At 67.0% G+C, this 13,715-nt stretch carries 17 protein-coding genes; 8 read left to right on the plus strand and 9 right to left on the minus strand.

Going from position 1 to position 13,715, the window contains the following annotated elements; all coding sequences use genetic code 11:
- Positions 1-76 precede the first annotated feature (76 nt).
- Complete coding sequence (locus tag A7G45_RS30005) at positions 77-289, minus strand: hypothetical protein (protein ID WP_260942367.1); 213 nt, start codon at positions 287-289, stop codon at positions 77-79.
- A gap of 97 nt (positions 290-386) precedes the next feature.
- Between A7G45_RS30005 and A7G45_RS30010 the strand changes: the two genes are divergently transcribed.
- On the plus strand, positions 387-590 hold the full coding sequence (locus tag A7G45_RS30010) for a cation transporter (protein ID WP_043395390.1): 204 nt from the start codon (positions 387-389) through the stop codon (positions 588-590).
- Complete coding sequence (locus A7G45_RS30015) at positions 587-2,698, plus strand: heavy metal translocating P-type ATPase (protein WP_260942369.1); 2,112 nt, start codon at positions 587-589, stop codon at positions 2,696-2,698. Before A7G45_RS30010 ends, A7G45_RS30015 begins: the two co-directional genes overlap by 4 nt.
- On the opposite strand, the gene A7G45_RS30020 is transcribed toward A7G45_RS30015, so the two are convergent.
- Both A7G45_RS30020 and A7G45_RS32605 read right to left on the minus strand, forming a co-directional pair.
- Positions 2,699-3,499: a glycoside hydrolase family 16 protein gene (locus A7G45_RS30020; protein ID WP_260942371.1), complete on the minus strand. Its 801-nt coding sequence runs from the start codon at positions 3,497-3,499 to the stop codon at positions 2,699-2,701. It abuts the gene before it with no gap.
- A gap of 57 nt (positions 3,500-3,556) precedes the next feature.
- Positions 3,557-4,636, minus strand: a complete 1,080-nt coding sequence (locus tag A7G45_RS32605; RefSeq protein WP_260942373.1) for an adenylate/guanylate cyclase domain-containing protein — start codon at positions 4,634-4,636, stop codon at positions 3,557-3,559.
- A 42-nt stretch (positions 4,637-4,678) separates the two neighbouring features.
- On the opposite strand from A7G45_RS32605, the gene A7G45_RS30030 reads away from it, so the two are divergent.
- On the plus strand, positions 4,679-5,173 hold the full coding sequence (locus tag A7G45_RS30030; protein WP_260942376.1) for a DNA-deoxyinosine glycosylase: 495 nt from the start codon (positions 4,679-4,681) through the stop codon (positions 5,171-5,173).
- Positions 5,174-5,223: 50 nt separating this feature from the next.
- Positions 5,224-6,165: an alpha/beta hydrolase gene (locus A7G45_RS30035; protein ID WP_260942378.1), complete on the plus strand. Its 942-nt coding sequence runs from the start codon at positions 5,224-5,226 to the stop codon at positions 6,163-6,165.
- Here A7G45_RS30035 and A7G45_RS30040 read toward each other — a convergent pair.
- Both A7G45_RS30040 and A7G45_RS30045 read right to left on the minus strand, forming a co-directional pair.
- Positions 6,162-7,538 carry an amidase gene (locus A7G45_RS30040; protein ID WP_260942381.1) on the minus strand — a complete coding sequence of 459 codons (1,377 nt, stop codon included), beginning with the start codon at positions 7,536-7,538 and terminating at the stop codon, positions 6,162-6,164. The two genes, A7G45_RS30035 and A7G45_RS30040, sit on opposite strands and share 4 nt — an antisense overlap.
- Positions 7,539-7,556: 18 nt before the next feature.
- A complete protein-coding gene (locus tag A7G45_RS30045; RefSeq protein WP_260942384.1) occupies positions 7,557-8,384 on the minus strand; it encodes an AraC family transcriptional regulator in 828 nt (275 codons plus the stop codon).
- A gap of 26 nt (positions 8,385-8,410) precedes the next feature.
- Here A7G45_RS30045 and A7G45_RS30050 point away from each other — a divergent pair, with 26 nt between their 5' ends.
- From A7G45_RS30050 to A7G45_RS30060, 3 genes are read left to right on the plus strand one after another with little or no spacing between them, the layout of a single operon-like run.
- Positions 8,411-8,878 carry a VOC family protein gene (locus A7G45_RS30050; protein WP_043395402.1) on the plus strand — a complete coding sequence of 156 codons (468 nt, stop codon included), beginning with the start codon at positions 8,411-8,413 and terminating at the stop codon, positions 8,876-8,878.
- 23 nt (positions 8,879-8,901) lie between these two features.
- The gene (locus A7G45_RS30055) at positions 8,902-9,348 is read left to right on the plus strand and encodes an HIT family protein (protein ID WP_071285567.1); all 447 of its coding nucleotides are present in this window, start codon (positions 8,902-8,904) and stop codon (positions 9,346-9,348) included.
- A complete protein-coding gene (locus A7G45_RS30060; protein WP_110789239.1) occupies positions 9,345-9,791 on the plus strand; it encodes a nitroreductase family deazaflavin-dependent oxidoreductase in 447 nt (148 codons plus the stop codon). The genes A7G45_RS30055 and A7G45_RS30060 overlap by 4 nt, the downstream gene beginning before the upstream one ends.
- Here A7G45_RS30060 and A7G45_RS30065 read toward each other — a convergent pair.
- The 3 genes from A7G45_RS30065 to A7G45_RS30075 are packed head-to-tail and all read right to left on the minus strand — an operon-like array spanning position 9,788 to position 12,660.
- Complete coding sequence (locus A7G45_RS30065) at positions 9,788-10,840, minus strand: LLM class flavin-dependent oxidoreductase (RefSeq protein ID WP_260942392.1); 1,053 nt, start codon at positions 10,838-10,840, stop codon at positions 9,788-9,790. The genes A7G45_RS30060 and A7G45_RS30065 overlap by 4 nt on opposite strands.
- Before the next feature lie 19 nt (positions 10,841-10,859).
- Entirely contained in the window at positions 10,860-11,684 is an 825-nt protein-coding gene (locus A7G45_RS30070; RefSeq protein WP_204354706.1) for a uracil-DNA glycosylase, read from the minus strand.
- A gap of 28 nt (positions 11,685-11,712) precedes the next feature.
- The gene (locus A7G45_RS30075) at positions 11,713-12,660 is read right to left on the minus strand and encodes an oxygenase MpaB family protein (RefSeq protein ID WP_071285464.1); all 948 of its coding nucleotides are present in this window, start codon (positions 12,658-12,660) and stop codon (positions 11,713-11,715) included.
- 107 nt (positions 12,661-12,767) lie between these two features.
- On the opposite strand from A7G45_RS30075, the gene A7G45_RS30080 reads away from it, so the two are divergent.
- Positions 12,768-13,379 (plus strand): TetR/AcrR family transcriptional regulator, encoded by a 612-nt coding sequence (locus A7G45_RS30080; protein ID WP_234711551.1) that lies wholly within the window; start codon positions 12,768-12,770, stop codon positions 13,377-13,379.
- Here A7G45_RS30080 and A7G45_RS30085 read toward each other — a convergent pair.
- A complete protein-coding gene (locus A7G45_RS30085) occupies positions 13,366-13,713 on the minus strand; it encodes a hypothetical protein (protein WP_110789240.1) in 348 nt (115 codons plus the stop codon). The two genes, A7G45_RS30080 and A7G45_RS30085, sit on opposite strands and share 14 nt — an antisense overlap.
- Positions 13,714-13,715: the final 2 nt, after the last annotated feature.

A 13,715-nucleotide genomic window follows, 5' to 3' on the forward strand; every position in this document is an offset into this window, starting at 1 on the left:
TTACATGATTACACCGTTACAGCTGCAACGGAACGGCCTTTCGCCCGAGGCGAACGAGGTAGGGAAAAGGGCTCTCTCAGCGCTTGCGCAACAGCGCGGAACCGCCGAACACGACCAGCCCAAGCACCGCCAGCGCCAGGAACACCGCCCAGCCCGTGCCCACGAAAACACCGACCAGCACGATGGCGGCGATCACCGGCGACGCCACGAACAGCAGCATGCCCGGGTGTTCCTTCGCTACCGCGAGGGCACTCTTCGCCCGGATCGGGTCAATTTCTTTGCGCGCCATGGAACCAGGATGCCACCCGAGCCGACTAAAGGAAGAGATTCGACCGAGACCCACATCACAGCACTACCTATACCCCCTATGGGTATATACTTCGGTCATGAGTCAGGTACTTGAAGTTCAGGGAATGTCGTGCGGACACTGCGTCGCGTCCATCACCTCAGCTGTCGAGCCGCTGCCCGGCGTGACCGGTGTCGAGGTGGACCTGGCGGCCGGAACCGTACGAGTGGACGGCGAGCCTGACCGGGCCGCCGTTGCCGCCGCGATCGAAGACGCCGGATACGACGTCGTCCAACCAGCATGACCACGTCGGTCACGCTGTCCGTGGGCGGTATGACGTGTTCGTCGTGCGCCGCCCGAATCGAGAAGCGGCTCAACCGGATTGACGGTGTTCATGCCAGCGTGAACTTCGCGACCGAGCAGGCGGCCATCACCTACCCGGACAGTGTGACCACCGACGACCTCGTTTCGGCCGTAGAGGCCACCGGTTACACCGCGAGCATCGACAAGGCCGATGCCCCAACCGAAACGACATACCTGCCACGGCTGTTGGTGTCACTGACCCTCACGATCCCCGTCCTCGCCCTGTCGATGATTCCGGTCCTGCAGTTCCCGCACTGGCCGCTGTGGGCATTGGCGCTCACCACCCCGGTGGTGCTCTGGGGCGCCTGGCCGCTGCACCACGCCGCGTGGACCAACCTGCGGCACGGCGCGGCCACCATGGACACCTTGGTCTCGCTCGGTGTTCTCACCTCTTACCTGTGGTCGGCATGGATGCTGGCCATGGGCAGCGATCACCTGTACCTGGAAGTCGCGGCCACCGTCACGACGCTGATCCTGGCAGGCAAGTTCTTTGAGACCCGCGCCAAGCGGCAGTCCGGCGCGGCACTGCGCGCGCTGCTCGATCTCGGCGCCAAGGACGTTGCGGTGCTGCGCGACGGCCGCGAAATCCGGGTGCCCATCGACGAATTGGCGGTCGATGACACCTTCGTGGTCCGCCCCGGCGAGAAGATCGCCACCGACGGTGTGGTGATCACCGGGACATCCGCGGTCGACGCGTCGATGTTGACCGGCGAATCAGTACCTGTCGAGGTCGGCCCAGGCGACCACCTCGCCGGCGCGACAGTCAACGCCGGTGGGCGCCTCGAGGTTCGGGCCACGCGCGTCGGCGCCGACACCCAGCTGGCTCAGATGGCGCGCCTGGTGGCCGATGCCCAGAGCGGCAAGGCCGAGGTACAGCGCCTCGCTGATCGGGTGTCCGCGGTGTTCGTGCCGGTGGTCATCGGGCTGGCGCTGCTGACGCTGATCGGCTGGCTGGTTGCCGGCGGTTCGGTCAGCGCCGCGCTGACCGCTGCCGTGTCGGTGCTGATCATCGCCTGCCCCTGCGCCTTGGGACTGGCCACGCCGACGGCGCTGCTGGTCGGCACCGGCCGCGGCGCACAGCTGGGCATCCTGATCAAGGGCCCGCAGGTGCTCGAATCGACTCGCAAGGTCGATACCGTCGTGCTGGACAAGACCGGCACGGTGACCACCGGAAAAATGACGGTCGTCGCGGTACATGCCGAGTCCGACAACGTATTACGGCTCGCGGGTGCACTGGAGCACGCGTCCGAACACCCCATCGCCCAGGCCGTGGCGGCCCGTGCCGCCGAGGATGGCCCGCTGCCGCCCGTCACCGACTTCGTCAACCACGACGGTCGCGGCGTCACCGGCGTGGTCGACGGTCACGAGGTCGCCGTCGGACGGTACGGCTGGCTGGCCACGGAGGCCACCCCCGAATTGCAGACCATCGCGCACACCGCTGAATCCGAAGGCCGTACCCCGGTGTGGGTGGCGATCGGCGGCGTCATCGCAGGCGTCATCGTGGTCTCCGACAAGGTGAAAGACACTGCCGCCGAAGCCATTGCCGATCTCAAGAAACTGGGGCTGACGCCCGTCCTGCTGTCCGGGGACAACGCCCGCGCAGCCGGCGCGGTGGCTGCCGAAGTCGGCATCGAGACGGTGATCGCCGAGGTGCTGCCCGCCGACAAGGTCGACGAGATCAAGCGGCTGCAGGATCAGGGCCGCGTCGTGGCAATGGTCGGCGACGGCGTGAATGATGCTGCCGCCCTTGCCCAAGCCGACCTGGGACTGGCGATGGGCACCGGTACCGATGTCGCGATCGAGGCCTCGGACCTGACCCTGGTCAGTGGCGACCTGCGGGCCGCAGGAGACGCGATCCGGTTGTCCCGAGCGACGCTCAAGACCATCAAGGGCAACCTGTTCTGGGCGTTCGCCTACAACGTCGCGGCCATTCCGCTGGCGGCAGCGGGCATGCTGAATCCGATGATCGCCAGCGCGGCAATGGCTTTCAGCTCACTGTTCGTGGTGAGCAACAGCCTGCGGCTGCGTAGTTTCAAGCCCAGCAGGTAATCACCAGATCTTCACCCAGTCGACGAGCATCTCGGCCGGGTAGGTTCCCCCTGCGGGGTCGCCACCGCCGGAACCGGCGACAGCGAGGCCGAGAATCGGGAACAGGGTGTAGCCGGGATCATTGAAGTGCCAGTTGGGCAACGACTTTGCCGGGACGTTGAAGTACGGCTGCGCGCCGTCGGTGTAGTCCAGCCAGAACCGGATCCCGGCGTCGTCCCACTGGCAGCGCCAGGTGTGCCAGGCACTGTCCGGCGTGATGTTGTGCGAAACATGTTCGCCGCCATTGAGATTGACGTGCACCGTGGTACCGGGGGCCCAACTGCCGTTGCCGTACCACTCCATGATGTCGACCTCGCCACCGATCCCCGGGGTGTTGTTGGCCAGATACCAGGCCGGCCAGCAGCCCGGGGTCAGGCAATTGAGCTTGATCCGGGCCTCGAAGGTGTGGCCGATACCGGCGCGGAACGTCCCGAAAATCTTGCCGCTGTAATAGGTGTTCCCGTCCTTGGCGGCACGGATCACCAGGTTGGACTTGCCGTCCAGGAACAGGTTCTTGCGGTCGTTGCGGTACTGGCCGACGTGTTCGGGCAGCTCCCAATACGTAGGGTTCTCCATCGACTCGCGGGCCGTTGCGATCTCCCATTTGGAGGTGTCGGGCGACGAACCGGCCGGCCCGTCGAAGTTGTCCACGAAGATGGGCTTACCAGGCGTATCTGCACTGGCCTCGGCGATCGGAAGCGCGGCGGCCAACAGGCCCAGCCCCGCCATGGACATCATGCTGCGACGATCAATGTCTGGCATGTCTACCCATGTAAGCCGCGTCCCGGCCAAGGTGCAAGTCGGGGTGCCGCGCCGCAGCTAGTCCTCGTCGCGGCGGGCCCGGAACAGTTTCACCTCGTCACGGATGCCTTTCAGCCGTCGCGAACCGGCGAAAGACCAGTCGAAACCAGGTGCGTCACCGACCGCGTCGCGCGCTGAATCAGCGAGCAGGACGGCCCCGGGCCGGGCCACGCCCGTCACCCGGCTGGCTTTGTTGACGGCACCGCCGAACCAGTCCCCGGCCCGACTCACGGCCATCCCCGTCGCCATGCCGGCCTTGAGCCGCGGCAGGGCCTCATCGGCTTCAGCCGCGTCGACAAGGTCCAGGATCATGTTCAGCAGGGGTACCGGTTCCGGGCTGACGAGCATGACCTCGTCTCCGATGGTCTTGATGAACCGGACGGGCGGCTGGGCCAGGGTGCGCGCCAGATCGGCCAACCGCTGCGAGAGCCGCTCCAATCCTTCCGGCGGCAGTTCCTCGCCGAGGCTGGTGAAACCGACCAGATCGGCGAAGGCTATCGACACGAGCCCGGCGCCCGGCAGCGCCGGACCCGTCACCCGCTCGGTGGCAGCGACTTCCTGCTGCAGCAGCGCATGGAGCATCTGCGTACGGAGCATGTCCTGGGCCATCGGACCCAGAAGTGGCGCAACGTATCCGGTCAGCGCAGCGACAGCCTTGGCGTTCTCCAACTCGGTCGCGTCGGCCTGGAGGATCGCCGACAGCGCCGCAAACTGCATGACCTCGACCGTTTTCGCGAGACCGTCCGTCATCACCTGAACCACCGCGACGACCTGCTCGATCGGCAGTCCCATGCCCAGACATTGCTGCGCGTAGCCGACCAGCTGACTGTCCACCGTCAAGTACAGCGCGGCCGTCGGGTCATCGGACCGGGGGCGACCCGCCGCGTGCAGAATTCGTTGCAGCAGATCAATATCGATGTCCCACCTGGCCGCGATGTCCCCGGCCGACAGCCGAACACCGTCGTCGCCGAGAGCTCGCCGGGCCGGCAACAACGTCGGCGCAAAGGACTCGTCGATCTCCTGTGCGCTGAAGCCTTCGGACAGCAACCAGTCGGTCAGCTCTTCGCGGTCGGCCGGCTCGGCAGCTTGTTCGCTCACCCGGCCAACCTATCGTGCCTGACAGCCCCGCAGAATGGGCACATGACCGAGCCACAGATGCCGCTACGTACCGGACTGCCAGCGGTTGTCGGCGCCAACCCGCGGGTGTTGATCCTGGGCTCGTTTCCCAGCGAGAAGTCGTTGGACACCGGCGAGTACTACGCGAACACCCGAAACCAGTTCTGGCGGCTGCTGGGCTCGCTCGCCGGATTCGACGCCGAGCTGCCTTACCCCGAACGCATCGATGCCGTCACCGGTGCCGGTGTGGCGCTGTGGGACGTCGTGCACAGCTGCCGGCGGGTCGGCAGCCTGGACGCGAACATCGACCGGAAGACGTTGGTGCTCAATGATTTCAACGCATTCCTCGCCGAGCACCCGACGATCGAGCGGGGATTCGTCAACGGACTGACCGCGTTCACCCTGTTCCAGCAAGCCGATATCGCGCTGCCCGCCGCCCGGCTGCCGTCGAGCAGCGGAGCGTTGACCATGTCATTCGCCGACAAGCTCGCGGCGTGGCAGGCGATCGCCTTGGGCTAGACCTGCCGCCCCAACAGGCGTAGATCTGAATCTGGACCCAGGGGGCAGACATGCCACGGACCTGTAGAACACTGGGTGCGGCGCTGGCGTCGCTCATAGTCGTCGGCCTCACCAACGTCCCGACCGCCGCCGCGTACTCCCGGCCGGGCCTACCGGTCGAGTACCTGAGCGTGCCGTCGGCAGCCATGGGCCGCAACATCAGAGTCGAGTCCCAGGGCGGCGGTCCGCACGCCCTGTTCCTGCTGGACGGCTTACGCGCACAGGACGACGCCAACGGCTGGGACATCAACACCGAAGCCTTCGAATGGTTCTACCAGTCGGGCCTCTCGGTGGTCATGCCCGTCGGCGGGATGTCGAGCTTCTACGCCGATTGGTACCAGCCCGCCGTCGGGAACGGCACCACCCAGACGTACAAGTGGGAAACCTTCCTGACGAGCGAGCTGCCGGCTTGGCTCGCCGCGAACAAGCAACTCTCGCAAGGCGGTAACGCTGTCGTCGGGCTGTCCATGAGCGGCTCCACCGCCCTGATCTACGCCGCCAACTACCCGCACCGATTCCGCTACGCCGGCTCGCTGTCCGGGTTCCTGAATCTGTCCGACCCATTCTGGCCGCCGATGGTGAAGCTCGCGATGAACGATTCCGGCGGCTTCAATCCGGACGACATGTGGGGTCCACCGGGTGACCCGGCATGGGCTCGCAACGATCCGACGGTCAACGTCGGTCAGCTGGTCGGCACCGGCGCGCGCATCTGGATCTATTGCGGCACCGGCACACCCGACGATCTGGCCGGTGCGACGGCCGGCCTGCCGCAACAGTTCCTGGAGAACTTCACCCTCGCGTCGAACCTCAAATTCCAGGCCGCGTACCTCGCCGCCGGTGGCCACAACGCGACGTTCAGCTTCCCGCCGACCGGCACCCACAGCTGGGCCTACTGGGGCCAGGCGCTGCGTCAGATGAAGCCGGACATCCAGAACGCGCTCGGCTCGCACTAACCGACCGGAGGCCGCCGGCCGGCCCAGGGGCGCGCGCCCTCGATCTGCGCACCCAGCGACAGCAACGTCGCCTCGTCAAATGGCCTGCCCACCAACTGAATCGAGGTCGGAATTCCGGCGTCGTCCAACCCCCAGGGCACTACCGCTGCCGGTTGACCGGTGACGTTGAACATCGCCTGGAACGGCACCCGCGCGGCGACCGCCGCCAGGGTCGAGACGGCGCCGCGACGCTGATACTGCCCGACCCGAGACGGTCCGGACGCCGCCCCCGGGGTGATCACCACGTCGACGCTGTCGAACACGGACTGCACCCGCGCCGTCAACGCAGGCTCCGTGGCGCGGATCGCATCGATCCGCCGCTGGGAGATCAACCCACCGATCCTGGCGAACGCCCGGGTCCGACGGTCCAGCCGCTCCGGGTGCGGCAGCGCCGACACGTCGTCATAGACCCCGCGGAAGTAGCGCGGCAGGGCGTGGCCGTACACCGCCGACCGCGGGTAGTCAGGGTCTCGATGGACGACGTCGTGGCCCAGTTCGCGCAGCAACTCCCCCGCCTGCTCCACCGCGGCGCGTTGCTTCGCTCCCACCCGCGCGGTCACCAGCGGTGGCACCTTGGTACTCAATGCGATCCGCAGCCGGCCGGGCGCGCGCCGAGCGGCGTCCACGAAGCCGCCGTCGGTGGTGGCGTCCAGGAACAGCGCCGCGTCTTCGACGGTGCGGGCCAGTGGCCCGTAGTGCACCAGTCCGCACCACGAGTCATCGTGTGGGCTCACCGGCACCCGGTCCCGCTGCGGCTTGATGCCGAACAATCCGCACCAGGTGGACGGCACCCGGATCGACCCCATGCCATCCGAACCGAGCGCCAATGCGGCCAGGCCGGCCGCGACCGCGGCGCCACTGCCGCCGCTGCTGCCACCCGGCGCATAGCCCGTATTCCAGGGGTTTCGCGTCGCACCGTAGGTCAATGTCTCGGTGAAAGGCCAGATCATCATCTCGGGCACCGTGGTCTTGCCGAGGATCACCGCACCCGCGGCGCGCAGTCGACGTACCACCTCGGCATCGGCAGTGGCCGCCGCTCCATGGGCACTGCTGCCGTAGGTGGTCAGTTCGCCCGCCACATCGGTGTCGTCCTTGATGGCGATCGGCACGCCGAGCAGAGGCAGCCGCTCCCCCGCGTCCAGCCGGGCCTGCGCGGCCCGCGCCTGCGCTCTGGCGCTCTCGGCCAGAACGATGCGGTAACAACGCAATTCGGGATCGATGCGCCCGATGCGGTCCAGATACAGCTCCACGAGTTCAGGCGCGCTCACCGCACCGGCAGCGAGCAGCCGAGCCTGTTCGGCGGCGCCGGCGAACGCCAGCTCACTAGGGTCCATGCGGCGACAGATTACCCATCATCGACGGTGTTTGGTGGCGTACTCCCCCGGCGTGCAGCCGAGCATGGCCCGGAAGTCGTTGATGAAATGCGCCTGGTCGTACCAGCCCAAACGCACTGCCAGGTCAGCAAAGTCGAGATCGGGAACCGTCTCGATCTGCAGCGCCGCGTGCTGCAGGCGGTAACGGCACAGCACCCATTTCACCGGCACCCCGACGTAGCGGCGGAACACTCGCTGGGTGGTGCGCTCACTCCAAGGCGACAGCGCCATCACCTGTTCGACTCGGTGCAGCTGCGAATCGGCGCTGACCCGGTCCAGCAGCGTCGACAGGTCGCGAAACGTGGTGTCCGGATCGGTGTGACTGCCGATCGCGTCGTCGAGCGCGGCTGCCGTCTGTTCGATGTCGTCAGCGAAAGACACGGGCGTGCTGAACAATTCGTCGTCAATAAGTAACACCCGGCCCGTCAGCGCACCGGCATCCCGGCCGAACCGGGCCGCGAACCCACCTGGCCGGAACCGGGCTCCCACCACGGAACCCGACGCCGACAGCCTCGTGGTGAACACCCGCTCGACCACGCCGTGCACCAGCGTCGCGGGCAACGGCTGACCGTGCCGAACGTCGTCGGTACCCCATTCGTGCGTCAGGTGCACCGCGGGAAACGTGATGACGGTGCTGTCGAACGGCTCTGCGTCCCGCAAATCCCAGCTGACCGACCAGAAATTCTCGATCCAGACCGCCGCTGCGGCCGACGGCGGCCACTGCTGCAGGTCGAAGACCGAGCCCGTGTTGGCGCGGCCGACCACACCCAGCCGCGGGGTCGCTGTCGGGTTTTTCCAAGCCGCCACGCTCAGACCCTACGAAACTGGATGCCATGAGCGTGCAACCAATTCCCCAGGGCTACACCAGCCTCACCCCGTTCCTGGTGATCGACGGGGCTGCCGCCGCCATCGACTTCTACGTCGAGGTCTTCGGCGCTCAGGTGATCGAGAAGATGGACGCGAGCGACGGCACCGTGGCACATGCCGAACTGGACTTCGGTACCGGCCGGCTGCAGTTGTCTGATCCCAACGCCGACTACGAATTGGTGGCGCCGCCACGCAGCGGTCCGGTCACGCACTCTGTGGTGTTGTACTGCCCCGACGTCGACGCGGTGGTCGACCGGGCCGAGCGCGCCGGCGCGACAATCCGGGAAGCGACACAGACTTTCGTCACCGGCGACCGCTTCGCGTCGATCATCGATCCGTTCGGTCAGCGCTGGGCGGTGATGACGCGGGTCGAAGACGTCGACGCCGCCGAACGCGACCGCCGGTTGTCGGAGTGGGCGGCCGCCAACGTCTGACCCAGCTGGCCTACGGTGAACCGATGTCCTGTGTGTTCTGCGACATCATCGCCGGGAAGGCGCCCGCGATCCGGGTCTACGAGGACGCCGATTACGTGGCGTTCCTCGATATCCGGCCGTTCTCCCGCGGCCACACCCTGGTGGTGCCCAAACAGCACTACGAGAACCTGGTCGACACCCCGCCGGAGGTAGTGGCGGGCATGGCCAAACTCGGTCAGCGCATCGCCCAGGCGTCGCGCGAGTCCGGCCTGCACGCCGACGGCAACAACATCGCGATCAATGATGGCAAAGCCGCATTTCAGACGGTGTTTCACATCCATCTGCACGTCGTCCCGCGCAAGTCCGGCGACAAACTGGCGTTCGCCAAGGGCATGCTGCTGCGCCGCGACCCAGACCGGGAAGCCAGTGGAAAGATCCTACTGGAGGCGGTGGCGAGGCTCTCCGATCCGCAGGCAGACTTGAAGCCATGAGTATGCCCCTGTGGGAGAAGTATCTCGGCCTCCCGTTGCTGAAGATGCACGACCGGATCTACCAGAAGACGGAAGGCCGGATCGGCCACCAGTTCCCCGGTGTCCCGCCCAGCCTGTTGCTGCACACCGTCGGCGCCAAGACCGGGCTGGCGCGCACCACGTCACTGACCTACGCAAAGGATGGCGACGCCTACCTGGTGGTCGCATCCAAGGGTGGCGAGCCGACAGCGCCCGGCTGGTACTTCAACCTGAAAGCCAAGCCCGAGATCGAAATCAACGTCGGGCCAAAGCGATTGCCGGTCACGGCCCGCGTCGTCGGCAAGGACGACCCGGACTACGCGCGGCTGTGGCAGGTCGTGAACAAGAACAACGCCAACCGGTACGCGGGCTATCAGAAGCGCACCACCCGGCCGATCCCGGTCGTGGCGCTGACGCCGCGTTAGAGCAGCTGCTCGGCGAGCAGCCGTAGCGTCGTCTCGCGAGCCGGGGCGGTGGCTGGATCGCAGCCCCGGCGTGCGGCGGCGACGGGGCTGACCATCACCTCGTCGACGTCGAAGTGCGATGCCAGATACCGGATTTGCTGGGCGGCCTCGCCTGGTGAGCCGACGATGGCCCGCTCCATTCCGGCGGCCACGATGGCCTGCTGCGTAGCGGTGAGCTGGTTGTGCTCCGAGTCCTCTACCAGATCGAGCGCACGCAGGGGCTCGCCGGTACGCAGCCACGCCATCATCTGCAGGTTGGGGCGGATCAGCTGCTCGGCCTCGTCGCGGGTGTCCGCCACGCAGGCATTGACGGTCATGAATGTCGTTGGAGCGTCGGCGAATTCACTGGGCCGGAATTCCTCACGATAGGTGGCCAGCGCCTCTTCGGTGCCCTGCCCGGAAAAGTGGTGGGCGAAGACATACGGCAGCCCTTTGGCTGCGGCTAGGTGTGCCGAATACATCGACGAGCCGAGCAGCCACAGTTTCGGCGGGCTCACGGCGGCCGGGGTGGCCTTCAGGATGTAGTTCTTGTCCAACAGATTTCGCCCCTCGAGCGACACCTTGACCCCACCGGGGCTCATCAGCGCGACGACGTCGTCGAGGTACTCGGGAAAGCGATGGATGTCCTCGTCGGTACGCCCAGCTGGCCCACGCAACGCGATCGAGGTGACAGGGTCCGTTCCCGGCGCCCGCCCGATACCCAGGTCGATCCGGCCCGGCGCGGCCGCCTCCAGCAGCGCGAACTGTTCGGCGACCGCCAGCGGGGCGTGGTTGGGCAGCATCACGCCGCCGGAGCCGAGGCGGATGCGGTGGGTCGTTGCAGCCAGATAGCTCAACAAGACAGGTGGGCTGGTGGCGGCGACCGCCGGCATGTTGTGGTGCTCGGCCACCCAGTAGCGGGTGTAGCCCAGCTCGTCGGCAGCCTTGGCGAGGTGCACGGTGGCGGCGAAGGCATCGGCGGTGGACTGGTCGCTACGGACCGGGACGAGATTAAGGACAGACAACTGCACGATCTAATCCAACTCTTTCTCACCCGTTGGGATTCCCAGCCAACGATACGGCCACGGTGAACACGGCATCGAGCATGTCCGGGGTGAGCCGGCCGGTGAACGTGTTCTGCTGGCTCGGGTGGTAGCAGCCGAGGAGCTGCCTCCCGTCGGGAAGTGCGGCAAGCGCGCCGTGGCCGAACTTCGGATACGGCCGCCGGGCCCCGGTCAGGTCCAGCGCGGCCTTCCAGGCGAAGCCGCCGAGCGCGACGACGACCCGGACGTCCTGGCCCGTCAGCCGCCATTCCGCACTCAGCCACGGTTCGCACGTGTCACGTTCCGCCGGCGTCGGTGCGTTGTCCGGCGGGGCACATCGGACGGCGGCGACCACGCGAATGTCGTTGAGAGTCAGTCCATCTGCTGCATCGACGCTCTCGGCGCTGCTGGCCAGGCCGACGCGGTGTAGGGCCGCGAAGAGAAAGTCGCCAGACCGGTCGCCCGTGAACACCCGGCCGGTGCGGTTGGCACCATGGGCGGCGGGCGCCAAGCCCAGCACCCAGATGCGCGGCCGGGCCGGGCCGAGACCCGGCACCGGCCGGCCCCAGTACGGCTCGGCCGCATAGGCCTTGCGCTTGGCCACCAGCCGGGTGGCGACGTCCTCACGCCAGGTGACCAGGCGGCGGCAGCCACGGCACACCGATACCTGGGCATCGAGGTCGGCCACGTCGGAGCAGCGACGGGCCCTGGACCGGACCTGCGCCGCGGTGCGGGCGACGGCAGTATCGGCATCGGCGGGGTCCCCGGGCCAACCCGAGCCGGGCGGCACCGGGGACGAGAACAACACTCCGGTTCGGGGATGCGGCAGCACCCCCAGATTCTGCGCCCCGTCTGCGCCGCTACGCGGCGAAGCTGTCCAATTGGACGCTGTGGTACACCGACCGCAGCCGTTCGTAGCAGTAGCGGTTGTAGGCCAACGGCTCCAGGACGACCACTCGTGGCAGATACCGCCAGGCCAACCGCGCTGCACTGAGATAGAGGGCATACTCCAGCCGGCTCAAGGCTGTCGATCGAACATCGAGCAATTCACGCATCTTCGGGTGGGCGTGGCGCTCCCCCACTACCTTCGGGACACGCAACACGATGGGGGTCACTGCATTCCACAACGGAGCGATAAGGCGACGCAGCCGCTCAGGAACCAGCGCGGGCACGGGGAGAGTGCCGAAGCTGTCCTTGGCGTACTGCAGAAATAGATTGTCCGCCAGGTGTTCTGCGGCAACGGCGTCGTAGTACGTCAACATGTCGGCCAAGGTCTCGGGCAGCTTGGCCCGGGCACTGGGCAACTCCAGATAGCTAAGCATCCACCGCGCGGTCTGGTAGACGACTTCCCGCTCGCCCTCATCGAGATCGCGACTGCAAACCGCCACGTAACTCCGATAGTGGATATTCAACGCGCTCACCGCGATCCATTTCCACAGGTCCGGATCGAGCGCGCTGAACCTGGTGTCTGCGAACTCACCGTTGCCGGTCCCCTTCACCGCGGAATGCAGCCGCTTGAGTTCTTCTGTGTCGAAGCGCCGGTCTGATTCTTCGCCGAACAGCATCAGCATGGCATACGCGCCCGACCGGATGCCGCGATCGGTGAAGTTCTCCCGGAAGCGGCCGGAGTGGTCCACCGCCGCTGCGACAGGGCGGTACGCCACCTGGTCGAGCGCCAGGCGCCCGAACATCCCAAGGCCGAGCGGCGAGCCCGCCCACCATCGGACGTCGGCAGCCAGCTCCGCATGCGGCTGACCGGGACGCCATGGCTCGACTGCGGCCTCGACAGGTGCTGCCGTGCTCGTCATGCGCGAATCCAATCTGTCATCAAGCGTTGATAGATGAGATCAGGCAACCATCTGTCCACGCGTGTGTCAAGATTGTTTTCGTGAGTGGGTCAAGGCAGTACGGCGGCTTGAGCAGCGCCGACCGCATCGCTGAGCGGCGACGCCGTTTCGTCGCGGCGGGCCTGGACCTGATGGGCACCAAGGGCATCCCCGCAACGACGCTGCGCGGCGTCGCAGAACGGTCCGGGCTCGCGGCGCGCTACTTCGCCGAATCGTTTCCGACGATCGAGGACCTGCACATCGCGGTGTTCGACGAGATCGTGGCCGAGCTGGAAGAGCGGGGACTTGCCGCGATCGCCGAAGCCGATGGCAGCCCGAGGATTCGCGCGCGGGCGGCGCTGGGGGCGCTGGTCGACCTCTTACTGGCGGATCAGCGCAAGGGCCGCGTCATCTTGATCGAGTCCGCCGCCTCGCCTGCGCTCGGCTCGCGCCGGCTCGCCGAGGCTCAGCGGTTCGCCGGCATCGTCGCCGGACTGAACGGATCGGCCGCCGACGTGCAGCCACTCGACCTGCGCCTCGCCGCGCAGTTCGTCATCGGCGGGGTTGGCGAGACGCTCACCGCGGTCCTCGTCGGGGCGATCACCGTCGACCGAGAGCACCTCATCGACATGCTGAACGACCTGTTGTTTGCTTCGCTGCGCGCCGTCCGCGCGACAGCCGGTGCAGTCAGAACGGGATGACCGACTCGCTGTTGAGATTCAGCCACACCCTGCGCACCCACCGCCGAACCGGACCGGCGGACAGGTGGGCGATCAGGTCGCGGTCGTCGATCAGATAGCCCCCGGGCACCCGCTGCCAGAGGCTGGCAGTCCAAAGCTCCAGTGCCGCAACGGTTGTCACAGAACCCGGCGCGATGGCATCGAGGGCCGCATCGGCCACGAAAGCCGGGCGGCGCGTGCGCACAGTGCGACTCACGACGCGCACGTGGAGCTCGATCGCGGTCGCAGACACGTGCGCCCCGCGACGGCTGTCGCGCAGCGCGCCCATCTCGGCCAACATGGCCTTGCTGTACACAT

Origin of the sequence: Mycolicibacterium llatzerense (assembly GCF_025331195.1) — a bacterium.
GTDB classification, from domain to species: Bacteria; Actinomycetota; Actinomycetes; order Mycobacteriales; family Mycobacteriaceae; genus Mycobacterium; species Mycobacterium llatzerense.

Bases quoted from the DNA above. Each gene is read 5' to 3' on its own strand.
- A7G45_RS30075 (WP_071285464.1), bottom strand. From the start codon at position 12,660: ATGACGAGCACGGCAGCACCTGTCGAGGCCGCAGTCGAGCCATGGCGT.
- A7G45_RS30010 (WP_043395390.1), top strand. From the start codon at position 387: ATGAGTCAGGTACTTGAAGTTCAGGGAATGTCGTGCGGACACTGCGTC.
- A7G45_RS30020 (WP_260942371.1), bottom strand. From the start codon at position 3,499: ATGCCAGACATTGATCGTCGCAGCATGATGTCCATGGCGGGGCTGGGC.
- A7G45_RS30035 (WP_260942378.1), top strand. From the start codon at position 5,224: ATGCCACGGACCTGTAGAACACTGGGTGCGGCGCTGGCGTCGCTCATA.
- A7G45_RS30040 (WP_260942381.1), bottom strand. From the start codon at position 7,538: ATGGACCCTAGTGAGCTGGCGTTCGCCGGCGCCGCCGAACAGGCTCGG.
- A7G45_RS30055 (WP_071285567.1), top strand. From the start codon at position 8,902: ATGTCCTGTGTGTTCTGCGACATCATCGCCGGGAAGGCGCCCGCGATC.
- A7G45_RS30030 (WP_260942376.1), top strand. From the start codon at position 4,679: ATGACCGAGCCACAGATGCCGCTACGTACCGGACTGCCAGCGGTTGTC.
- A7G45_RS30050 (WP_043395402.1), top strand. From the start codon at position 8,411: ATGAGCGTGCAACCAATTCCCCAGGGCTACACCAGCCTCACCCCGTTC.
- A7G45_RS30060 (WP_110789239.1), top strand. From the start codon at position 9,345: ATGAGTATGCCCCTGTGGGAGAAGTATCTCGGCCTCCCGTTGCTGAAG.
- A7G45_RS30015 (WP_260942369.1), top strand. From the start codon at position 587: ATGACCACGTCGGTCACGCTGTCCGTGGGCGGTATGACGTGTTCGTCG.
- A7G45_RS30005 (WP_260942367.1), bottom strand. From the start codon at position 289: ATGGCGCGCAAAGAAATTGACCCGATCCGGGCGAAGAGTGCCCTCGCG.